Raw genomic sequence first — 21,960 nt, 5'->3', positions numbered from 1 at the left:
CCTAGATGTTCGTCGGCGTCCTCCGTCTCCGGCTCGATATCGTCGGGGCCCGCTCCCTCAAGGACAAGCGCAGCGTGGTGCGCTCCTTGAAGGAGCGGGCGCAGTCGCGGATGCGCGTGTCGATCGCCGAGGTCGGCGTGCTCGACGATCCGCGACGGGCCACGCTGGGCGTCGCGGTGGTCTCGAACTCCGCGGCCATGTGCGACAGGGTCCTCGCGGACGTGGCCGCGATGGCCGGGTCGTTGCCCCACGCGGTCCTCACCGATCGGGCGACGGAGATCGTGCCCTTCGGCGAGGGTGGGACGGGGGTGCAGGGCGGCATCGAGCAGGCGCTCGGGCGCGAGATGGACGATCTGGGAGCGCCCTCGGACATGATCGAGGGCGAAGAGGACGACGAATGAGCGGCATGGTGAAGCGGGCGACGCGCGTCGCCGAGCGGCTCCGCGAGGATCTTTCGAGCCTGCTCCGGGAGCTGAGCGACCCGCGGCTCGCGGGCGTGCTCGTGTCGCGGGTGGAGCTCACCGACGACCTGCAGAGCGCGAGGATCTACGTGCGCAACGAGCTCGGGGTGGAGGACGCGGCGGCGCGCCGCGCCCTGCTCAAGGGGCTCGAGGCGGCGTCGGGCCGGCTGCGCAGGGACGTCGCGCGGACCATGGGGCTGCGCGTGGTCCCCACGCTGCGCTTCTTCTACGACGAGGGGATCGACGCCCAGCGGCGGGTCGAGGACCTGCTCCGGGAGATCAAGGACAGCTCGGGCGGACAGGGGTCCTAGGCTCGCGCGCAGGGCGCCGCGGGCCGCGCTGAACGCGCCGGACCTCGCCCGCGGTCACCTCGGGATCAGCCGCTCGATCGCCTGCGCGGGGTCGAGGTCGAAGCGCCACGGGCCCATCTTCGTCGGCGCGTCGAGCGCCAGCTTGAGCGCCCGGAGGAACTCGCGCCGCGGCCACTCCACCGCGCCGAAGCGCTCGAGGTGGTCCGTGTACACCTGGCAGTCCACCAGCGCGAAGTCCCAGGCGACGAGGTTCCCGAGCAGCGTCGCGAAGGCGACCTTCGAGGCGTCGGGGGCGCGCGCGAACATCGACTCGCCGAAGAACATCCGCCCCAGCGACACGCCGTAGAGGCCGCCGACGAGCTGGCCGCTCGACCAGGCCTCGATGCTGTGCGCGTACCCCGCCGCGTGCAGCGCGGCGTAGCCGGCGATGAGCTCCTCGGTGATCCACGTGCCGTCCTGCCCTGGCCGCGGCGCCTCGCCGCAGGCGCGCATGACGTCCACGAACGCGGTGTCGGTCCGCACCTCGATCTCGCCGCGCCGCGCCCGCTTGCGCAGCGAGTGCGGGATGTGCGCCTCGCGCGGCGGCAGGACGAAGCGCGGATCGGGCGAGAACCAGAGCAGCGGCAGCCCCTCGTGGGGCCACGGGAAGATGCCCCGGCGGTAGCCGGCCAGGATCCGCTCCGGCGACGCCTCGCCGCCCACGGCCACGATCCCTTCCGGGGTCGCGCGCTCGGGCGGCGGGAACTCGAGGCGGCTCGTGAGCACCGGGATGCGCATCGCTGTCCTGGGAGAATCCTCCCATCAGATCGCGCGCTTGCAAATACTCGCCGGGCGCGCGCTCACGAGGCGCACACATAGTCGGAGCCCTCGACGAAGCCGCGCCCGGCGAGGTGATCGCGGATCAGCGCGCGCGCGCCCCGCGCGCCCACGGCGACCACCACGGTCTGCGCGCCGCGCGTGAGCGCCGACGGGTCGACGATCGGCGCTCCCTGCGCGATCCGGCCGATCTTGCGCGGATCGATGTCCACGAACCGCTCCGGCCGCACGCCGTTCCCGGCGAGCGCCCTCGCCAGCCGCCGGCCGGTCTTGCCCGCGCCCCACACCGCCACGGGGCGCGCCCGTCCCAGCTTGCTCGCCAGGTAGTGGGCCTTCGCCTCGAGGAAGCGCTGGATCGCGTACCGCGGATCCGCGAACGTCGCGCGGCCCTCGCGGTGCCGCCAGCGCAGGCCGAGCTCCGGGATCTTCGCCATCCGCGCGCCCGCGGCGTCGAGGCGCAGCCACAGGTCGTAGTCCTCGGCCCACGGGGCCTCCCGGAAGCCGCCGACCTGCTCCAGCGCGCTCCGCCGCAGCATCACCGACGGGTGGCAGAGCGGGGACTCCACGAACATCTCCCGCGCGTGCTCCTCGGGCGTGACGATCGAGTTCAGCCACGCCACGTAGCGCAGCATGCCTTCGCCCACCGGCCCGGCCGCGAACGCCTCGACGCGGGCGCCGACGACGGCGAGCCGCGGATCTCGCCGGAGCGCCTCGACCTGGCGCGCGAGGCGCCCGTCGACCGAGAGGTCATCGCCGTCCATGCGCGCGAGGAGCTCGCCGCGCGCCGCTCCCGCCGCCCGGGCGAGCGCGCGCGCGATCCCCACGCCGCCCGTCGCGACCGGGAGCACGCGGCGGTCGCGCCCGGCGATGCGCGCGACCCGGGCCGGACCGCCGTCCGTCGAGCCGTCGTCCACCGCGATCACCTCGAGGTCGACGTCGCGCTCGGCGAGCACGCTCTCCAGCGCCTCCTCGATGGTCGCCTCGGCCTGCCGGTAGGGGAGCAAGACGGAGACGAGCGGCGCCACGCCGAGACGATGGCGGCGCGGCGCCGCAGCGTCCAGGAGAAGGGGCTCACGCCGCCCGCGCGGCGGCCGCCGCCGCGCCGGGCCGGCCGCCGGCCGCCTCCGCGGACCGCGTCCGAGATCGCCGGCCGCCGCCGCGGCCCGGCGTCAGAGGTCGCGGGCCAGCCGGATGCCGCTCATCTGCCACCGCGCGTCCGGCGGGAAGAAGTTCCTGTACGTCGCGCGGACGTGCGTCTCGGGGGTCGCGCAGGAGCCGCCGCGGAGCACGAGCTGGTTGCTCATGAACTTGCCGTTGTACTCGCCGAGCGCGCCGGGCCACGGGCGGTACCCGGGGTAGGGCGCGTACGCGCTCGACGTCCACTCCCACACGTCGCCGAGGAGCTGCCGCGGGGCGCCCTGCCGCGGCGGAGGGCCCGGCGGCTCCGGGTGGTAGCGCCCGCGGTCGGCGAAGTTCCCGTGACGCGTCGCCTCGCCGTGCGCCCCGCCGCCGGCGGCCCCGTGCTCGCCGGCGAGCGCCTCGCGCGCCGCCGTCTCCCACTCGGCCTCCGTCGGCAGCCGCGCGCCGGCCCACCGCGCATAGGCGTCGGCCTCGTAGTAGCTCACGTGGCAGACCGGCTCCTCCACGTCGACCTCGCGGGGCCCGTGCAGCGTGAACAGCTGCACCCCGCCGCCCTGGCGCTCCCAGTAGAGCGGCGCCTCCCACCCGTTCGCCACGACGGCGTCCCAGCCGCTCGACAGCCACAGCTCCGGCCGCGAGTACCCGCCGTCCCGCATGAACGCGAGGTACTCCCCGCACGTCACCGGCCGATCCGCGAGCGCGAACGGGCCCACGAACACGCGGTGCCGCGGGGACTCGTTGTCGAACGCGAACGCGGCCCCCTCGTGGCCGATCCAGCGCACGCCCTCGCCGTGCTCGACGTAGCGGAGCTCCCCGGCCGCGCCGCCCGACCGGCCCGCGCGCGCGCCGGGGTAGATCGCGGGGCGCAGCGGGTTCTGCGCCATCGCGTGTTTCAGGTCGGTCAGGATCAGCTCCTGGTGCTGCTGCTCGTGGTGCAGCCCCACCTCGATCGCGAACGCGAGGTCGCCGGCGAGGCCCGCGTCGAGCTCGCCGAGCAGCCCGCGCATCCGCTCGTCCACGCAGCGCCGGTAGCGGTACGTCTCTTCCACCGTCGGCCGCGACAGGACGCCTCGCCGCGGCCGGCTGTGCCGCTCTCCCACGCTCACGTAATACGAGTTGAAGAGGTATCCGAACTGCGGATGAAAGGGGGCGTAGCCGGCCCTCTGGCCGAGCACGAACGTCTCGAAGAACCAGGTCGTGTGCGCCAGGTGCCACTTCACCGGGCTCGCGTCCGCCATCGACTGGACGACGTAGTCCTCGGGGCAGAGCGGCGCGCACAGCGCCTCGGTGAACGCCCGGACGGCGTCGTACCGCGCCCTCAGCCCGCTCGCGCCGCGCTCTGCTTGCTCCATCACGTTCCCCTGGTCCTCCCGATGCGCGCGGGCTCGCCGCGCCGCGCGGGGGGCGGTCGCCTTTCGCTACTTGAACTTGCCGAGGTGCGTGATGTACCAGCGGCCCTGCCACGAGATGATCGTGTGGACGTCGAGGCTCGCCGGCTTGCCGTCGATCTCGTACTTCAGCTTGCCGTGGAGGGATCGGAAGTAGCCGATCTTGTTGACCTCGTCGCCCGGCGGCACCCACTTCGGCGTCGAGCCGACCTCGAAGCCGACGAACCGCGCGCCCTCCCAGCTCTTGCGCTTCCGGTGCGTCGCCTTCACGTCGTTGACGTAGGCCGCGTGGAGGTTGTCCCAGTACTTGCCGGGGTCCTTCACGTCCTTGAGCGGGATGAACGGCTCCTTGGGGAACCAGAACGGGTCGGCCAGCGCCGGCTCGTTCTTCACGATCGCGTCGAACAGCCCCTGCGCCCGCGCCGTGAGCTCCTCGCTCTCGAGCGGCGGCTTGATCTTGTTGTCCGCCGCGAAGGCCGCCGCTGCGTCCGCCTCGGCGCCGCCGTCCGCCGCTTCTCCGCCCGCGGCCGCGCCGGCGCCTGCATCCCGCGCCGGCGGCTCCGGCGCGCCCGCGTCCTCGCCCGGCCGCGGCGCCGCCGCCCCGGCCGCAGCGCTCGCCGCCGGCGCGGCGCTCCCTGCCGGCGCGGAGCTCCCTGCCGGCGCGGCGCTCTCGGCCGGCCGCGCGTCCGGCGCCGGGCTGGGCGCCGCGCACCCCATCCCCATGGCCAGCGCGACCACGACGACCCGCTCTCTCATGCGCCTCCGCTATCGCAACGCAGTCGCGCCGACAAGCGACGCCGGGCGCGCGGCGCTCCCGTCGGGGCCGCGCGCTGCGCGGCGGCCCTCGCGCCGGGGCCGCGCGCTGCGCGGCGGCCCGGGCTCACTTCTCCAGGATGATGAACTGCACGCGCCGGTTCTTGGCCTTGTTCGCGGGCGTGACGTTCGGCGCGACCGGCCGGTCCTGCCCGTAGCCCTTCGCCTGCAGGCGCCCGCCGTCCACGCCGGCCCGGATCAGCCAGGTCCGCACCGAGTTCGCCCGGGCCTCGCTGAGCGTCTGGTTGTGCTCCCGCCCGCCCGTGTTGTCGGTGTGCCCCTGGATCTCGACCTTGCGGATGTTCGGATTGCGCTGGAGCACGTCCGCGATCTCCTCCATCAGCGCGTTCGAGTCGCCGAGGATCTTCGCCGAGTCGGTCTCGAAGTGGATCTGCCGCGAGATCTTGATCTCGTTGCCCTGCACCTTCACGAGCGAGACCTTCGGCCGCTTGTTCACGGTGAGCGCGGCGCGCGTGTCCTCGCTCGTCCGGACGTCGGCCTGGTTGACGTGGTTCATGTAGCCCTGCGCCTCGACCTTGAGCGTCACCGCGCCGGCCGGCAGGTCGGGGAAGCGGAAGGCGCCGCTCCCGTCGGTCGTCGCCGTCTGCTCACGGCCGGCCGCGTCGGTGAGCCGGATCGTCGCGCCGGCGACCGCATCGCCGCTCTCGGCGTCCTTCACGGTCCCGACGATGTTGCCCGTCTTCGGCAGCGCCTCCAGCGAGCAATCGACATCGACGAACGTCGGCCCCTGCGGCTGTGCCGGGATCGGCGCCGCGCCGGGAACCCCCGGCTGCTGCCCGAACGGCGCGGGCTGCCCGGGCTGCTGGCCGAAGGGCGCCGGCTGCGGTCCGAAGGCGCCGGGCTGCCCAGGCTGCGGTCCGAAGGCGCCAGGCTGCGGTCCGAAGGCGCCAGGCTGTCCAGGCTGCGGTCCGAAGGCGCCAGGCTGCCCGGGCTGCTGGCCGAAGGGCACCGGCTGCGGTCCGAAGGCGCCGGGCTGCCCAGGCTGCGGACCGAAGGCGCCGGGCTGTCCGGGCGGTGCGCCGAAGGGATCGGGCTGCCCCGGCTGCGGCCCGAAGGCGCCGGGCTGTCCGGGCGCGGCCCCGCCGGCGGAGATCGTGGCCTGGCACGTGCCCGGCTTGTAGCCGTTCGCCCGGACGCTGAAGGTGTACGTCCCCGGCTCGAGGTGCCGCGTGAGGAAGCGGCCGTCCGGCCCGGTCGCGTAGGGCGGCTGGGCGACGCCTTCGACGGTCACGATGGCGTCGGCCACCGGCGCGTCGGGCTTGTTCTGCTCGTGCACGAAGCCGCGGGCGAAGCTCTGCGGCGCCGGCACGAGCTGCGGCGGCTCCTTGATGATCTGCGGCGCGGGCGCCGGCGGCGGCTCCTTCTGCTTCGTGTCGTACGCGTAGGCGATCCCGAGATAGAGCGTCCACGGCGCCTGCGGCGCGACCTCCTCGATGAACACGGACGTCGCCGACAGGCCGAGGTCGAACGCCGCGTGCCCGGAGAGCCCGCGGAACGCCTTCTCGAACGGCGTCGCCCGCACGCCGATCGACAGCCGCGACGGCACCGCCGCGTACCCCGGTCCGCCCTGGTTCTGCGGATCGGGCGACGAGAAATCGTCGAGCCCGAGGCAGACGTCGCCGCGCGCCACGCTCCTCGTGTGGCACTCGTAACCCTGCCGGTTCACCGGGATGTCGAGCGTGTACTCGAGGTAAGGCTGCACCTTCGGCAGCGGCACCTCGACGCCCAGGTAGGTCTGGAAGAAGTCGACCTTGTTGATGCCGAGCCCGTACCGCTCGATGCGCGAGATCGGCTGCCGCTCGCGGCCGTCCCGGAACGCCTTGGCCCGCTCCTCCTCGACCTGCCTCACGACGATGCCGGAGTTGTCGAGCTTGTAGCCGAGGTTCAGGTTCACCCGCAGCGGGAACCCCTTGCCGTCCGGCTTGCGCAGATCGAGCGACGCGAGCCCGCGGAACGCCGCGCTGGTGCCGCCGCCGGCGAGGCCGACGTCGCCCGTCCCGTTCAAGAGCAGCAGCTGCGCCTCGCCGCCGAAGGTGAAGTACTTGCCGATCTTCGTGGGCGTGAACCCCTTCACGCCCAGCGTCGTGTCGCCGAGCACCTGAAGGAGCCGCGGGCGGCCTTGATCGTTCGCGTTCGCGAACGTGCGGATCGACGCGTACCCTTCGAGGAAGGGCAGGGGGGTCGCGTTCAGCGCGAAGAACGCCCCCACGTGGCTCGCCGAGTCCGGCTGCGCGTCGGGGCCGCAGGTGATCGGCTCGCCGGCGGGCGTCGACTCGCTCGGATCACAGAGGAAGTTGCTCGTCGAGAACCAGTCGAGCAGGAACGACACCCGGAAGGTCCCCGGGGCGCCCGAGCCCGCGTACGACGTCCTGAGCAGGCCGGTCGAGCCCCACAGGTTCGGCTGCTCGATGAGCGAGAGGGCGCGCGCCTGCTCGTCCAGCGCGGCGGAGCTCGTCGCCGTCGCGCTCGCCTGGGCGCCTTGATCACCCGCGGACGCCTGCGCGCCGAACGAGAAGCTCGCGTCCGGCGCCTGGCCGCCCGGAGGCTGCGGGCCGAACTGCGTCGCGCCGTCGCCCGGGAAGCCGGGCTGCGGCCCGAACTGCGTCGGCGGGGCGTCGCCCGGGGGCGGCTGCGGCCCGAACTGCGTCGGCGGGGCGTCGCCCGGGGGCGGCTGCGGCCCGAAGGGGCCGGGCTGGCCGGGGAACGGTTGAGGTCCGAAAGGCCCAGGCGTCGGCTGGCCAGGAGGCGGCTGCGGTCCGAAGGGCGGCTGCGGCTGCTGCGCTCCGGCAGCGCCCGCCAGCGTGAGAGCGCCGACGAGCGGCAGCGCTGTGAGCGCAGCGCGCCTGGGCCTGTCGGCAAACACCTTCAGAAGCGTATGCATCGAGCCTCGGTCCGCGAGGCCGATCAAGGAAACGCCCGCCAATCGGGACGGCAGAGACCTCGCGCGCGGCCCGTTGTATCACTCCGGGCGGCACGCGAAACAGCGGTTTCGACAGCGGCAGAGCCGCGCCATACGGCCCCGCGCAGCGCGATCCGCGCGGCGTCCCCGCACGCCTTCGCCCGATCGCCCGGCGCTCCCGCGCGCCTCTCGGCGCGGCGCGGGCGGCGCTCCGCCGCGCCGGCGACCCGGTCGCAAACGTGCTCGGCCAGCGCGTGCCGACGCCCCGACCGCGCCCCGGCCGCGCCGAGGCGGGAGGCCGAGCCGGGCCCATTTCTGCGAAGGCGCATGCTAGGAAAGCGCTCATGGCATCCCGGGGGCGCATCCTGATCGTCGACGACGAGGCGAACGCGCGCGCGGCGCTCTCGGAGATCCTCCGCGAGGAGGGGTACACGACGGAGACCGCGGCCGACGGCTTCAAGGCGCTCGGCAAGCTGGAGGAGTTCGCGCCCGACGTGGTCCTGACCGACCTCAAGATGCCGGGGCTCGACGGCATCCGGATGATGGAGAAGGCGCAGGTCGCGCTGCCCGACGCGACCTTCGTCGTGATGACCGCGTTCGGCACGATCTCGAGCGCGGTCGAGGCGGTGAAGAAGGGCGCGTACAACTACCTGACGAAGCCGCTCGACTTCTCGGTGCTCGCGGTGGTGGTCGAGCGCGCGGTGGAGCGGGCGCGGCTGCTCCAGGAGAACTCGCGGCTGCGCGAGCGGCTGCGCGAGCGCAACGCGTTCGGCCACGTGATCGCGAGCCACGCGAGCATGGCGAAGCTGCTCCGGCTGGTCGAGCAGGTGGCGCCGAGCCGCGCGAGCGTGCTGATCGTGGGCGAGACGGGCACGGGCAAGGAGCTCATCGCCGAGATGATCCACCGCGCGAGCCCGCGGTCGAAGGCGCCGCTCGTCCGGCTGAACTGCGCCGCGCTGAGCGAGTCGCTCCTGGAGAGCGAGCTCTTCGGCCACGAGCGCGGCGCGTTCACCGGCGCCGTCGGCCGCCGCGAGGGCCGCTTCGAGCAGGCGAACGGCGGCACCCTGTTCCTGGACGAGGTGAGCGAGATCCCGCTCGCCACGCAGGTGAAGCTCCTGCGCTTCCTGCAGGAGCGGACGTTCGAGCGGGTCGGCGGCAACGAGACGCTCAAGGTCGACGTGCGGATCCTCGCCGCGTCGAACCGCGACCTGCGCCAGCGCATCGCCGAGGGCCTGTTCCGGGAGGATCTCTACTACCGCCTGAACGTCGTCACGCTCGAGATCCCGCCGCTCCGCGAGCGCCGGAGCGACATCCCCGAGCTCGCGACGTTCTTCCTGGGCCGTTACGCGCAGGAGAACGGCAAGCGCATCGAGGGGTTCACGGACGAGGCGCTCTCGGCGCTGACGGGCTATGCGTTCCCGGGCAACGTGCGCGAGCTGGAGAACGCGATCGAGCGCGCGGCGGTGCTGTGCGACGGCCCGCGCATCGAGCTCCGCCACCTGCCGGTGCAGATGTCGTCGGAGCCGGCCGAGGCGGTGGACGCGATGCCGCGCATCCCTGGGAGCACCATCTACGACCTGGAGCGTTACGCGATCCTGCGCACGCTCGAGGCGTGCAAGGGCTCCACCTCGAAGGCGGCGACGATCCTCGGCATCAGCCCGCGCAAGATCCAGTACAAGCTGCACGAGTACAGCGCGGTGAGCGCGCGCGGCCGGTCGCGGCCGGGCGACGCGCCGCTCGGCGAGCATCACGAGGGCGAGGAGGGCGCATGATCGGGGCCGCGACGACGGCCGAGCGGAGCGACGGCCGCGCTGCGCCGCCTGTCCCCGGCGAGGGGGCGGCGGACGGCGAGCTGCTGATCGACGTCCGCGGCCTCTTGAAGACGTTCCGGGTGGGCTTCTTGCGCCGCAAGGCGGTCGAGGCGGTGAAGGGGGTGAGCTTCGGCGTGCGCCGCGGCGAGATCTTCGGCTTCCTCGGCCCGAACGGCGCCGGCAAGACGACGACGATCAAGATGCTGACGGGCCTCATCGCCCCGACCGGCGGCGAGGCGTACCTGTTCGGCGCGCGCGTGCCGTCGCCCGAGGCGCGGCGGAGGATCGGCTTCTTGCCGGAGAACCCGTACGTGTACCCCTACCTCACCCCCCGCGAGTTCGTGGAGCTCTGCGGCCGTCTCTCCGGGATGTCCGGCGCCCCGCTGCGCCGCCGGACGGCGGAGGTGCTCGACCAGGTGAAGATCGCGTACGCCGCCGACCGCCAGGTGCGCCGTCTCTCGAAGGGGATGCTCCAGCGCACGGGCCTCGCCGCCGCGCTCGTCTCCGACCCCGAGATGTTGATCCTCGACGAGCCCATGAGCGGCCTCGACCCGGTCGGTCGCAAGGAGGTGCGCGATCTCATCTTCGCGGAGCGCGACCAGGGCCGGACGATCTTCTTCTCGACGCACATCCTCAGCGACGTCGAGGCCATGTGCGACCGCGTGGCGATCCTGCGCGAGGGCCAGGTGGTGGTGAGCGGCGCGATCCGTCAGCTCCTCCGCGGCGACGTCCTGCGCACCGACATCACGCTCGCCGGCGCCACCGACGCCCTGCTCGCCCAGCTCGCCACGATGGGCTTCGCGACCTCGCGCCGCGGCGACGTCGCCGTGGTCGACGTGCAAGGCGAGGCGCACGTGCACAAGGTGCTAGAGCAATCCCTCGCCGCCGGCGCGCAGATCGTCGAGGTCACCCCTCGCCGCGAGACCCTCGAAGATCTCTTCATGCGCCGCGCGCTCTAGCCGCGTCCGCTACCCCCGCGACCTTATAAATTCCGTAGGCCCGGGGAGGGGGTGATCGCCGGGTGGGGCGGGGGATGGGCCGTGTCTGAGCCTTGGACAGTGCGCCTCCGGCGCACTGTCCAAGGCGAGTTCGGCGGGGCCCCCGCCCCACCCGGCGATCACCCCCTCCCCGGGCCGAGCCACCGGAATTCCCTACGCCGTAGCCCCCGCGACGTCCTGCTTGGCCGCCTCGATGATCTCGAGCGCGTACGCCCCGATGGCCGCCGCGTCCTCCCCCTCGACCATGACGCGCAGCTTCGGCTCCGTCCCGCTCCACCGCACGAGGATGCGCCCCCGGTCCCCGAGCGTCTTCTCGATGCGGTCCACGATGAGCCGCGTCCGCTGCATGCTGTCGAGCGGCACCCGGGTCACGAACGTCGCGTTCTCGAGCACCTGCGGCACCCGCTGCATCGCCTTCGACGCGAGCTCGCTCAGCGGCTTGTCCTCCTCGACCATGATCGCGAGCACCTGCAGCGCCGCCACGATGCCGTCGCCCGTCGTCGCGTGGTCCAGGAAGATGAGGTGCCCCGACTGCTCGCCCCCGAACGAGTAGCCGCCGTTCCGCATCGCCTCCACGACGTACCGGTCCCCGACCGCCGTCCGCACGACGTGCCCGTTCTGGGACTTCAGCGCGCGCTCCAGGCCGAGGTTCGACATCACCGTGGTCACGATCGTGTTCCGCGGCAGCTTGCCGGTGCGCAGCATCCGGAGCGCGCAGAGCGCCATGATCGCGTCGCCGTCCACGACCTCGCCGCGCTCGTCGACCATGATCACCCGGTCCGCGTCGCCGTCGAGCGCGATGCCGATCGACGCGCCGCGCTTCAGCACCTCCGCCTTCACGTGCTCCGGGTGCAGCGCGCCGGTGTCGCGGTTGATGTTGCGGCCGTTCGGCTTCACGCCGAGCGCGGTCACGTGCGCGCCGAGCTCCGTGAACACCGACGGGGCGACCCGGTACGCGGCCCCGTGCGCCGCGTCGACCACCATCTTCACGCCGTCGAGCGACAGCGCCGTGGGGAACGTGTTCTTGCAGAAGACGACGTACCGCCCCCGCGCGTCGTCGAGCTTCACCGCGCTGCCGATGGCCGCCCCCACGACGCGGGCCTCGTCGAGCTCGTGGCTCTCCATGAGCCGCTCGATCTCCTCCTCCTCCGCGTCGGGCAGCTTGTAGCCGTCGGGCCCGAAGATCTTGATCCCGTTGTCCTGGTACGGGTTGTGGCTCGCGCTGATCACGACCCCGGCGTCGGCCCGCATGCTCTGCGTGATCTGCGCGACGGCCGGCGTCGGGATCGGCCCGCTCAGCATCACGCGCCCGCCCATGGCGCACACGCCGGACGCGATCGCGGTCTCGAGCATGTAGCCGGACAGCCGCGTGTCCTTCCCGATCACCACCCGGACCTGCCGCGACTTCCCGCGGCTCGCGACGAACGCGATCGCGCGCCCGAGCCGCAGCGCCATCTCCGGCGTCATCGGCGGCTGGTTGGCCACGCCGCGCACCCCGTCGGTGCCGAAGAGCTTGCGGCCTGACGACTGCTTCTGCGGCTCGCCCGTCGCCGACGGAGCGGTCTCATGATCTTTCTTCGTGTGCTTCGGCACGGTCCCTCTCTGTAGTTGGGGCTGAGGAGACCACCCTTAGCAACCTTTGCCAAGACGGCCTACGGCCAATCGCGACCTGGCACGGCGCGGTCGCTGCGTCGTGACGTTCGCCGCACCGCGTCCGCGCCTCGTCGGCTCACCATGTTTCAGCCACGCGGCAGCGCGCCGCGCCTCGGCGGCGTGGCAGCTCACCAAGCGCGCGCCGTGGGCTCACCACGCGCGCGTCGTGGGCTCCACGCGCGTTCGGTCTCCTGCGCTCACCGCGCCTGTTCCGGCGGCGCCTCGTTGTTGCGCCGGGCCGCCTCGTTGCTCGGGCGCAGCAACACCGACCTCTGCGCCGGGGCTCGCAGATCCCGCCCCCGCGTCGTCCCCGTGGTGCCCTGCGGCTTCGGCAGGAGCGCGTTGACCCAGCCCATCAGCCGGACGGTCGTCTGGGGCGCGACCCCGTGCGCCCAGCTCAGGAGGTGCGCGGACAGCCCGAGCTTCACCTCGCCGCGCCCCTCGCGCGCCGCGGCCACCACCCGCCGCGCCGCGCGCCGCGCGTCGATCGTCGCGATCGGCAGCGACGACGCCAGCCCGAACCAGCCGAACTCGCGCGGCTCGTCGCCGCCGAACTCGGCGTTGTAGATCGAGCCCGTGCGCATCGGTCCGGGGATCACCGTCGTCACGCGCGGGCCGTCCGCGCCGCCGCGCGAGAGCTCGGCCTGGATCGTCTCCGAGAAGCCCATCATCGCGAACTTCGACGCGTTGTACCCGAGCAGGTGCGGCAGCGCGACGCGCCCGCCGATCGACACGATGTTCACGACGCGCCCCTCCCGCCCCTGCTTCTGGAGGTGCGGGAGCGCCCGCAGCGTCGCGTGGACCGCGCTCCAGTAGTTCGAGCGCATCGCCTCGTCGAGCTCCTCGACGCGGAGGTCCTGCATCGGCGCGACCTGGATCACGCCGGCGTTGTTGACGAGCACGTCGATCCGGCCGAAGGCGCGGACCACGCCGTCGATGAACGCCTCGGCCGCGGCCCGGTCGCCGAGGTCACACGCCGCCGCGTGCACCTCGACGCCGAGCGTGCGCAGCCGACGCGCCGCCCGATCGAGCGCCTCGGCGTCGCGGCCGGTGATCGCCACCCGGGCGCCGCACCGGCCGAACTCCTCGGCGAGCAGCAGCCCGAGCCCGCGGGCGCCGCCCGTGATGATGACGACCCGACCGTGCAGGTTGAGCCGCCGCAGCGCCCGGAACGCGGTCCGCGCGATCGCGGCCGCCCCGAGGCCTGCCGCAGGGAAGAGCACCGGCGAACGCCGTCGTTTTCTGGATGCCATGCCGCGGGATCCGGCATCGCCCGTGCCAGCGCGGCGCGGCGGTCCCCGCGGCGAGCGCTGCACATCGCGCGCGCCGCCCCCGCTCAGAGCGCCACGGTCGGGTCCGGCGTGACGCCGAGCAGCGCCGACCGCACCTCGCCGACCAGGTAGATCGAGCCCGCCACCACGACGAGCCCGCCGGGCGGCGACCCCTCGAGCGCCCGCGCCACCGCCGCGTGCGGGTCACCGATCGGCTCGCCCGGCGCGATCGCCCGCAGCGCCTCGAGCGGCGCGGCGTCGCGGCCCTTCGGCGTCACATAAAACCGCCGCTGCGCGCGCGGGGCGAGCGTCTGTAGCATTTCGCCCCACCCCTTGTCCGCCATCACCCCGAACACGAGCGCCGTGTGCGCCGCGCCGGGGCCCTCCTCGTCGAGCCAGGCCGCGAGCGCCTGCGCGCCGTGCGGGTTGTGCGCACAGTCGAGCAGGACGCGGCCGGCGCTCGTCTCGATCCGCTCCAGCCGACCGGGCCAGCGGGCGCCGGCGAGCCCCACCGGCAGCGCCCGCTCGATCTCTGGCCACCGATCAGCGAGCTGCCACGCGACGCCGCAGGCAACACCCGCGTTCTCCGCCTGGTGCGCCCCGCGCAGGCCGAGCGCCACCTCGAGCGCGCGGCCACCCGGTCCGGCGATGTGCACGGCCCGCCCGCCGGCCTGGGCCCGCCCGACCACGATCTCGCCCGCGCGTGCGCCGCCCCCAGCGCGTGTCGCGCCGAGGTGCGGGGCCGCGTCGCCTTCCGCGTCGTCATCGGCCCGCGTCACGCGCAAGCGAGGGCCCGCGTGGGCCGCCTGCGCGACCGCCTCGATGGCGGCGTCGGCCTCCGGCGAGAGCGGGCCGAGCACGACCGGGGCGCCGCGCTTCAGGATCCCCGCCTTCTCCCGGGCGATGTCGGCCAGCGTCGGGCCGAGCATCGCCTCGTGGTCGAACGCGATCGAGGTGATCGCCGTGCACAGCGGCGCCGCGAGCACGTTGGTCGCGTCGAGCCGCCCCCCGAGGCCCACCTCGAGCACGGCCAGGTCGACCTGCGCGTCGCGGAAGGCCACGAACGCGGCCACGGTCAGCGCCTCGAAGAACGTGAGCGGCGACGGGACCTGCGTGAGCGCGGCCGAGAGCGCGCGCTCGAGCGCCGCGTCGCCGATCGGCTCCCCCTCGACGCGGATGCGCTCGGCGAAGCGCGACAGGTGCGGGGACGTGTACAGGCCGGTGCGGAGCCCGGCCGCGCGCGCGGCCGACTCGACCATCGCGCACACGCTCCCCTTGCCGTTGGTGCCCGCGACGTGCACCGCCGGGACGGCCGCGTGCGGGTCGCCGAGCGCCGCGAGCGCCTCGCGCACCCGGTCGAGCCCGAGCACCATCCCCCGCGGCGCCCGCTGCCCCAGCGCCTCGAGCAAGGCCGGGAGCCGCGGCGCCGCCGAGGTCATCGCCGCGCCCGGCGACCGCCCGCGAGGTGCTGGAGCGCCGTCGAGAGCCAGGCCTTCATCTCGAGGCGCGGCACGATGGCGTCGACCATCCCGTGGTCGAGCAGGAACTCGGCGCGCTGGAAGCCCGCCGGCAGCGTCTGCCGGATCGTGTTCTCGATGACCCGGGGGCCGGCGAACCCGATGAGCGCCTTCGGCTCGGCGATGTTGACGTCGCCGAGGAAGGCGAAGCTCGCCGCGACGCCGCCCGTGGTCGGGTGCAGCAGCACCGAGATGAACGGCAGCCGCGTCTTGCGGTAGCGCTCGAGCGCGGCGACGCTCTTCGCCATCTGCATCAGCGAGAGGATGCCCTCCTGCATCCGCGCGCCGCCCGACGACTGGAGGAGCACCACCGGCAGCTCCTCCCGCGTCGCGCGCTCGAAGAGGCGGGTGATCTTCTCGCCGACCACGGAGCCCATGCTCCCGCCCATGAACGCGAAGACGAACGCGCCGTAGGCGATGTCGCGGCCGCTCAGCCTGGCCTTGCCGATCTCGATCGCCTCCCGCGCGCGCATCTTCTTGTGGAGCGCGGCGACGCGATCCCGGTAGCTCTTGCCGTCGCTGAACCCGAGCGGGTCGTTCGGGACGAGGTGATCGTCCCACTGCGCGAGCTCGCCGTCGTCGAGCAGGAGCCGGCGCCATCCGTCGGCGTCGAGCTTGTGGTGGTGGCCGCACTGCGGGCACACCTCGAAGGTGCGCGCGAGCTCGGCGGCGTCGATCGTGTGCGCGCATTCGTCGCAGCGACGGAATACGCCCGCTCCCAGCGAGCGCTTCTCGCTCGCGTCGGTCGTCGGCAGGGTCTTTTCGGGCCAGGTCATCGGGCGAACCTTCAGGCGCTCCGGAGGTCCATCTCCTTCACGTCGGAGGGGACCCGGAGGGTTGGTTGTGTCTTCTCCTGCACCTCTCGGGCGCTCACGCCGGGCGCGACCTCGCGCAGCACGAGCCCCTCGGGCGTCACGTCGAGCACGGCGAGATCGGTGATGATGCGGTGGACGACGCCGCGCCCGGTGAGGGGCAGCGCGCACTCGTTCAGGATCTTCGGCGCGCCGTTCTTGGCCGCGTGATCCATGATGACGACGACGCGCTTCGCGCTCACCACGAGGTCCATCGCCCCGCCCATCCCCTTCACCATCTTGCCGGGGATCATCCAGTTCGCAAGATCCCCCTTCTCGGAGACCTCCATCGCGCCGAGGATCGCGAGGTCGATGTGGCCGCCCCGGATCTGCGCGAACGACTCGGCGCTCGAGAAGATCGCCGAGCCGGGGAGCATGGTCACCGTCTCCTTGCCGGCGTTGATGAGGTCCGGATCCTCGGCGCCCTCGAGCGGGTAGGGGCCGATCCCGAGCAGGCCGTTCTCGCTCTGCAGCACCACCTCGATCCCGGCGGGGATGTAGTTGGCGACGAGCGTCGGCATGCCGATGCCGAGGTTCACGTAGTAGCCGTCCCTGAGCTCCAGGGCGGCGCGCTGCGCGATCTGTTCCCGCGTGAGTCCCATCGTGTCCCCTGTCCCCGCGCGGCTAGGCCGCCGGCGCCTTTCGCGTCGTGCGCCGCTCGATCCGCTTCTCGTAGCGCTCGCCCTGGAAGATCCGGTGCACGAAGATCCCCGGCGTGTGGATGTGATCCGGGTCGAGCGCGCCGACCTCGACGATCTGCTCGACCTCGGCGATCGTCACCTTCGCCGCCATCGCCATCATCGGGTTGAAGTTCTTGGCGGTGTGTCGATAGACGAGGTTGCCGAACCGGTCGCCCTTCCAGGCCTTGACGATCGCGTAATCGCCGCGGATGGCCGGCTCGAGCACGTAGTCGCGGCCGTCGAACCGCCGGACCTCCTTCTTCTCGGAGTACCGCTTGACGGTGCCGTCGGGGCTGTAGAGCACCGGGAGCCCGCCGTCGCTGATCGCGGTGCCGGCCCCGGTCGGGGTGTAGAACGCGGGGATCCCGGCGCCGCCGGCGCGGATGCGCTCGGCCAGCGTGCCCTGCGGCGTGAGCTCGACCTCGAGCTCGCCGCTCAGGTACTGCCGCTCGAACTCCTTGTTCTCGCCCACGTACGACGAGATCATCTTCCGGATCTGGCGGTTCTGGAGCAGGATCCCGAGCCCGAAGCCGTCGACGCCGCAGTTGTTGGACACGACCACGAGATCCTTCGTGCCGAGCTCGCGGAGCGCGGCGATGCAGTTCTCCGGGATGCCGCAGAGGCCGAACCCGCCCGCGAGGATCGTGGCGCCGGCGGGGATGTCTTTCACCGCCTCCCGCGCGCTCTTGTAGACCTTGTCCATGGCCGCACGAGAGGTAGCCCAACTGGCCCCGAGGCAAAAGCCTCCGCTGCCGCCCCCGCGTGACGCGACGCGGTAGGGCTCGACGGCGCGTTGCCGGCATCACGCCTGTCCCGGGGTTCCCCGCGCCGCGTGTGTCGTCCGGGTGTCGTCGGGCCGGCGCGGCGTCACGCCGGCGCGCGGACCTCGTTCTTGAGCGGCTCGCCGCGCTCGAAGGCGGTGACGCTCGCCAGCGTGGTCTCGGCGATCGCGGCGAGCGCCTCGCGCGTGAGGAACGCCTGGTGCGCGGTGATGAGGACGTTCGGGAAGGTGAGCAGCCGGGCGAGGACGTCGTCCTTGAGGACCTGGTTCGAGAGGTCGTGGAAGAAGATGCCCTCCTCGCCCTCGTAGACGTCCAGGCCGGCCGCGCCGACCTGCCCGGTCTTGAGCGCGTCGATCAGCGCCTTGCTGTCGATGAGCGGGCCGCGGCCGGTGTTGATGAGCATGACCCCGCGCTTCATCTTCGCGAGCGCGGCGGCGTCGATGATGTGGCGCGTCCCCTGCGAGAGGGGGACGTGGAGCGACACGATGTCGGCGTCGCGGTAGAGGTCGTCGAGCGAGACGTAGCGGAGGCCGACGTCGCTCGCGAGGGCCTCGTCGGGGCGCGCGTCGAACGCGAGCACGGCGCAGCCGAAGCCGCGGAAGATGCGCGCGGCGGCGGCGCCGATCTGCCCGGTGCCGACGAGGCCGACGGTCTTGCCGACCAGGTCGAAGCCGACGAGGCCGTCGAGCGAGAAGTTGCCCTCGCGGACGCGCGCGTGGGCGCGGTAGATCTTGCGGTTCAACGCGAGGACGAGCGCGGCGGCGTGCTCGGCGACCGCGTGCGGCGAGTACGAGGGCACGCGGACCACCGGCACGCCGAGGCGCGCGGCGGCCGCGAGGTCGACGTGGCTGAAGCCGGCGGAGCGGAGCGCCACGAGGCGGACGCCGCCGCGGCGCAGGAGCTCGAGCGTGGCCGCGTCGAGCTGGTCGTTCACGAAGGAGCAGACGGCGTCGAAGCCCGTGGCGAGCGAGGCCGTCTCGCGGACGAGGCGCGGCTCGAAGAACGCGAGCTCGTGGCCGTGGCCGCGGTTGGCCTCCTCGAGGGCCTGGCGGTCGTAGCGTTGCGTGTCGAAGACGGCGATCTTCATGGGGGGTCCTCTCGGCACGCACGGTAGCCGGCGCGCGGCGGGCGCACCGCCTTCTTGGCCCTCCCCGACGAAATTCCGTAACGCACCGGTGTGCCCCGACCGCTCCCCGTGCTGCTCGCGATCCTGGCGCTCTCGATCTCCGACCTCCGGACGGCCGCCGCCGCGCCGGACGCGCCCGCCGCGCCGGCCCGCGCGCGCGCCGCCGAACCGGCCCGCGCGCGCGCCGCCGGACCCGCCCGCGCGCGCGCCGGCGCGTCCGGTCCATCCGGCGGCGCGGCCGCCCGTGGGCGAGCCGCCGCGCCGCGCGCCCACCTCACGGTCGCGCCGGAGAAGGCCCACCGCCCCCGCGCCGGCGCCGGCCCGAGATCGCGCGAGCCCGCGGCGGCCAAGGCGGCGCCCCGGACGCCCGCCTCGTCGGTCGGCCACCCGAATGAGGGGCGCCTCGAGGGCGGCGTGCGGCTCGACACCTCGCGCAAGGACATCCGCGTCGTGCCCGCCTACGCGCACGCCGACGTCCGCTGGGGGCTGCCGGCGCTCGTCGGCATGGTCGAGCGCGCGGCGCGCGGCGTCGCCCGGCGCTACCCGGGCGCCGTGCTCGAGGTCGGCGACCTGTCGCGCGAGCGCGGCGGCGAGGTCCACCGCCATGGCTCCCACGAGAGCGGGCGCGACGTCGACCTCGGCTTCTACGCCCTCGACGCGCGCGGCAGGCAGGCCCACGCGCGCACCTTCCTCCGGTTCAACGCCGGGCTCGCCTCGACCACCGTGCCCGGGGCGCGGTTCGACGTGGCGCGCAACTGGCTGCTCGTGCAGCACCTGCTCACGGATCCCCGCGCCCACGTGAGCCACATCTTCATCAGCGATCCGCTGCGGTCCGCGCTGATCGCCCACGCGAAGCGGATCGGCGTCTCCCGCGCGCTGGTCGTGCGCGCCCAGCTCGCGATGATGCAGCCGACCGGCGCGGAGCCGCACGACGACCACATGCACGTGCGCATCTCCTGCCCCCGCGCCATGCGGGGCAGCTGCATCGAGCTCGCGAAGAACGCGCCGTCGTTCCGCACGCGCGCGCGGCTCGCGAGGGCGGCGAGGTCGCCGAAGGCGCTCCGGACGCCCGCCGCGATCCCCGGGAAGGCGCCCGCCGCCCCGGCGCCGGAGCGGCCGCGCGAGGCCGGCTCGACCCGGCAGGGCCCCGTGAAGCGAGAGGGCGCGCGCCCCGCGGACCCGCGCCGCGAGGGGCCGGCAGAGCGCCGCGAGGGGCCGGCAGAGCGCCGCGATCCGGGCGCAGGGCGCCGCGACTCGAGCGCGAACCGCCGCGATCTCCGCGCGAGCGCCGCAGACGCGATACCCCTCGCGGCGGCGCGCGCGGCCGCGCAGCAGCCCCTCGGCGGCCTCGATCTGTCGTTTCTTCGGCCATCCGCGTCCCAGGAGGAGGTCGAGGCGGACTCGGACGGCGCCGACGCGAGCGGCGCCCTGGACGACAGCGGCGCGCTCAAGATCACCGACTGAGCCTCCCGCACCCCGGCGCCGCGCTCCGGCTCATCGCCCGCCAGTTCAGGGCGGGTGACGCCTGGCGTTACAGGAAGTCCCGTAATCTCGCATCCACGAATTTTGTCGTCTAGACCCGGGCAGAAGACCTCATGCAGACTGGGACGGATAGGGGGTGCTCATGCGGCAAGCAGACTCGCACACCTCGGTTCCCACGCTCCCATCCACTCCCTCCCTCGTGTCCAGCGGCCACGACCGGCGCGCGCTCCTCGCGGCGCTGACGTTCATCGACAAGCCGCCGCGCACCGCGCCGGCGCTCGCGGCCTGGTTCGACAAGCACCTCGTGGCGATCGGCCGGATGCCGCGCCGCCCCACCAGCGTGACCGAAGGCTTCTCCCAGCCGGTGGCGCTCGATCCCTCGGCCCCGCCCGGCACGGACGAGGCCGAGCTCGGGGAGCTCGTCGACGCGGCGCGGCTCCGCGTGCTCACCTCGCTCCGGGCCTTCATGCCGCCGGCCTCGGACGACCGCTTCCTCTCCGCCGCCGTCGCCGCAGGGCGCGTGCGCTGCGCCGGAGACCCCGGCGTCTGGGAGCCGTGTCCGCGCGCGGAGGATCCGCTGAGCGACATCGTGCTCAGCCTACTGGCGGCGGATATCCTGAACTTTCGTGAGTTCCACGACGCCTACCTCTGCGTCTGCAAGACCTGCCTCCGCATCGACTTCGATCCGAGCCGCGCCGGCCGCACCGGCTGCCCCGAGCACCAGCCGACCGCCACGGTCAGCGTGATGCGGCGCAGCCGGCCGCCCCTGTAACCCCGCGCATCGACGCTCAGAGGCACCCGAGGCGGCACTTCGACGCCTGCTCCAGGCAGTCCGACAGGCAGCTCTGGTAACGCTGGTACTGGCTGCCCTGCGTGGGCTCGCGGCCGCACTGGGTCGCCCTGCACGCCCGGTGTCGCCGCTCGCACGCGCCCAGACACCCGGCCCCGGCCTTGCCCCCGGCCTCGGGCGCGCGCGGCTCTGCCGCGGAGGGCGGCGGCGGCCGCACGTCCTGCCCGGCCGGGGCCGCCTCCGCCGCGTCGCGCGACCCGCCCGCGGCCGCTCGCTGCGATGGAGGAGGGAGCGCCGGCCCGCAGCGCTCGAAGGCGCGGCGCATCACCTCGTCCGCGGGGCCCGGCGGGATCTCGCACACCCGCGCCACGCTCTCGATCCGCCGATCGACGGCGGCCACCACGCGTGTCGCCAGGCCCTCCGGCCGGAGCGCGGGCGCCGGCGGCGCGTCGCTCGACGGCGCCGCGACCGCGGCCGGGTCGGCCGGGTCGCTCGACGCCCTGCCCATGAGGAAGGCGACGACCAGGCTCGCCACCACGAGCCCCAGCGCCGCGAGCAGCAGCCGCGGATCGATGCGGCGCGCGGCCGTCGCTGGCGCGCGCGCGCGCGCGGCGCCCGGCGCGCGCGCGGCCGGCGCACCGGCGCCCACCACGGGCGCCGCGGCGAACGGCGACGCGGGCGTGACGGGCGTGCGCGTCGTCGGCGGGATCGGCGGCGCGAGCGTCGCGATCTCGGCCGGCGTCGGCACCGGGATCGGCGTGAGCTTCGGCAGCGGCGCCGGCCGCGGGATGTCTGCGGCGGTGTGGGCGATCGAGGAGGGCGGCGGCACCGTGCGCATGTCGGGCCACTCGACGAGCGGCCGGGCGTCGCGCAGGTGTGCGACGAGAGACCAGAGCTCGCCCCGCTGCTCGAAGCGGCGCACGAGCTCGTGCGTCGCCTCCTTGATGCCCCGATCCCAGGAGACGCCCGTCACGCCGAGCTCGTCGGCGAACCGGCGCAGCTCGATCAGGCTGAAGCAGGCCGCGATGCGCCCGCGGATCTCGGCGGCGTCGCGCGCCGTGCTCGCCGCGCTCCGCGGCGTTCCTGTCACCTCGTCCTCCACTTCATGGAGCTTACCGCACACGCCACCGAAGCCGAACCTGGTATAGGC

General features: G+C 73.9%; 19 protein-coding genes. 6 read left to right on the top strand and 13 right to left on the bottom strand.

What is annotated here, in order from left to right; all coding sequences use genetic code 11:
* Nucleotides 1–5: 5 nt before the first annotated feature.
* Complete coding sequence (locus WMF43_RS33060; RefSeq protein ID WP_104983964.1) at nt 6–401, top strand: DUF503 domain-containing protein; 396 nt, start codon at nt 6–8, stop codon at nt 399–401.
* Nucleotides 398–772 (top strand): 30S ribosome-binding factor RbfA, encoded by a 375-nt coding sequence (gene rbfA / locus WMF43_RS33055; protein WP_437670904.1) that lies wholly within the window; start codon nt 398–400, stop codon nt 770–772. The genes WMF43_RS33060 and rbfA overlap by 4 nt, the downstream gene beginning before the upstream one ends.
* Nucleotides 773–826: 54 nt before the next feature.
* Here the strand turns inward: rbfA and aat are convergent, their stop codons facing one another.
* The 5 genes from aat to WMF43_RS33030 all read right to left on the bottom strand — a co-directional run bounded on the left by aat (nt 827) and on the right by WMF43_RS33030 (nt 7,831).
* Nucleotides 827–1,549 (bottom strand): leucyl/phenylalanyl-tRNA--protein transferase, encoded by a 723-nt coding sequence (aat, locus tag WMF43_RS33050; protein WP_437670903.1) that lies wholly within the window; start codon nt 1,547–1,549, stop codon nt 827–829.
* A 62-nt stretch (nt 1,550–1,611) separates the two neighbouring features.
* The gene (locus WMF43_RS33045; protein WP_437670902.1) at nt 1,612–2,613 is read right to left on the bottom strand and encodes a glycosyltransferase; all 1,002 of its coding nucleotides are present in this window, start codon (nt 2,611–2,613) and stop codon (nt 1,612–1,614) included.
* A gap of 144 nt (nt 2,614–2,757) precedes the next feature.
* The gene (egtB, locus tag WMF43_RS33040; protein ID WP_437684137.1) at nt 2,758–4,080 is read right to left on the bottom strand and encodes an ergothioneine biosynthesis protein EgtB; all 1,323 of its coding nucleotides are present in this window, start codon (nt 4,078–4,080) and stop codon (nt 2,758–2,760) included.
* A 66-nt stretch (nt 4,081–4,146) separates the two neighbouring features.
* Nucleotides 4,147–4,872: a hypothetical protein gene (locus WMF43_RS33035; RefSeq protein WP_437670901.1), complete on the bottom strand. Its 726-nt coding sequence runs from the start codon at nt 4,870–4,872 to the stop codon at nt 4,147–4,149.
* A 124-nt stretch (nt 4,873–4,996) separates the two neighbouring features.
* Nucleotides 4,997–7,831, bottom strand: coding sequence for a carboxypeptidase regulatory-like domain-containing protein (locus tag WMF43_RS33030; RefSeq protein ID WP_437670900.1), 2,835 nt, complete (start codon nt 7,829–7,831; stop codon nt 4,997–4,999).
* A 362-nt stretch (nt 7,832–8,193) separates the two neighbouring features.
* Here WMF43_RS33030 and WMF43_RS33025 point away from each other — a divergent pair, with 362 nt between their 5' ends.
* Together WMF43_RS33025 and WMF43_RS33020 are read left to right on the top strand one after the other, a co-directional pair.
* Nucleotides 8,194–9,621, top strand: coding sequence for a sigma-54-dependent transcriptional regulator (locus WMF43_RS33025; protein ID WP_437670899.1), 1,428 nt, complete (start codon nt 8,194–8,196; stop codon nt 9,619–9,621).
* On the top strand, nt 9,618–10,619 hold the full coding sequence (locus WMF43_RS33020) for an ATP-binding cassette domain-containing protein (RefSeq protein ID WP_437670898.1): 1,002 nt from the start codon (nt 9,618–9,620) through the stop codon (nt 10,617–10,619). The genes WMF43_RS33025 and WMF43_RS33020 overlap by 4 nt, the downstream gene beginning before the upstream one ends.
* A 192-nt stretch (nt 10,620–10,811) precedes the next feature.
* Here WMF43_RS33020 and glmM read toward each other — a convergent pair whose 3' ends face one another.
* The 7 genes from glmM to WMF43_RS32985 form a co-directional block, all read right to left on the bottom strand.
* Entirely contained in the window at nt 10,812–12,251 is a 1,440-nt protein-coding gene (glmM, locus tag WMF43_RS33015) for a phosphoglucosamine mutase (protein WP_437670897.1), read from the bottom strand.
* Between the two features lie 257 nt (nt 12,252–12,508).
* On the bottom strand, nt 12,509–13,564 hold the full coding sequence (locus tag WMF43_RS33010) for an SDR family NAD(P)-dependent oxidoreductase (protein ID WP_437670896.1): 1,056 nt from the start codon (nt 13,562–13,564) through the stop codon (nt 12,509–12,511).
* An 83-nt stretch (nt 13,565–13,647) separates the two neighbouring features.
* On the bottom strand, nt 13,648–15,021 hold the full coding sequence (locus WMF43_RS33005; protein ID WP_437670895.1) for a bifunctional folylpolyglutamate synthase/dihydrofolate synthase: 1,374 nt from the start codon (nt 15,019–15,021) through the stop codon (nt 13,648–13,650).
* On the bottom strand, nt 15,018–15,875 hold the full coding sequence (accD, locus tag WMF43_RS33000) for an acetyl-CoA carboxylase, carboxyltransferase subunit beta (protein ID WP_437670894.1): 858 nt from the start codon (nt 15,873–15,875) through the stop codon (nt 15,018–15,020). Before accD ends, WMF43_RS33005 begins: the two co-directional genes overlap by 4 nt.
* Nucleotides 15,876–15,886: 11 nt before the next feature.
* Nucleotides 15,887–16,552, bottom strand: coding sequence for a CoA transferase subunit B (locus WMF43_RS32995; protein WP_437670893.1), 666 nt, complete (start codon nt 16,550–16,552; stop codon nt 15,887–15,889).
* Between the two features lie 22 nt (nt 16,553–16,574).
* Nucleotides 16,575–17,333, bottom strand: a complete 759-nt coding sequence (locus WMF43_RS32990) for a CoA transferase subunit A (RefSeq protein WP_437670892.1) — start codon at nt 17,331–17,333, stop codon at nt 16,575–16,577.
* A gap of 164 nt (nt 17,334–17,497) precedes the next feature.
* Entirely contained in the window at nt 17,498–18,499 is a 1,002-nt protein-coding gene (locus WMF43_RS32985) for a 2-hydroxyacid dehydrogenase (protein ID WP_437670891.1), read from the bottom strand.
* A gap of 90 nt (nt 18,500–18,589) precedes the next feature.
* On the opposite strand from WMF43_RS32985, the gene WMF43_RS32980 reads away from it, so the two are divergent.
* Together WMF43_RS32980 and WMF43_RS32975 are read left to right on the top strand one after the other, a co-directional pair.
* Nucleotides 18,590–20,002 carry a penicillin-insensitive murein endopeptidase gene (locus WMF43_RS32980; protein ID WP_437670890.1) on the top strand — a complete coding sequence of 471 codons (1,413 nt, stop codon included), beginning with the start codon at nt 18,590–18,592 and terminating at the stop codon, nt 20,000–20,002.
* Between the two features lie 160 nt (nt 20,003–20,162).
* Nucleotides 20,163–20,792 carry a hypothetical protein gene (locus tag WMF43_RS32975; protein WP_437670889.1) on the top strand — a complete coding sequence of 210 codons (630 nt, stop codon included), beginning with the start codon at nt 20,163–20,165 and terminating at the stop codon, nt 20,790–20,792.
* A 16-nt stretch (nt 20,793–20,808) separates the two neighbouring features.
* Here the strand turns inward: WMF43_RS32975 and WMF43_RS32970 are convergent, their stop codons facing one another.
* Complete coding sequence (locus WMF43_RS32970) at nt 20,809–21,900, bottom strand: hypothetical protein (protein WP_437670888.1); 1,092 nt, start codon at nt 21,898–21,900, stop codon at nt 20,809–20,811.
* Nucleotides 21,901–21,960: the final 60 nt, after the last annotated feature.

The organism is Sorangium sp. So ce131 (assembly GCF_051519095.1).
In the GTDB taxonomy this organism is placed as follows: Bacteria; Myxococcota_A; Polyangia; order Polyangiales; family Polyangiaceae; genus Sorangium.
Note: the sequence above shows the minus strand (reverse complement) of the source record. Positions and strands in the feature narration are given on the sequence as shown.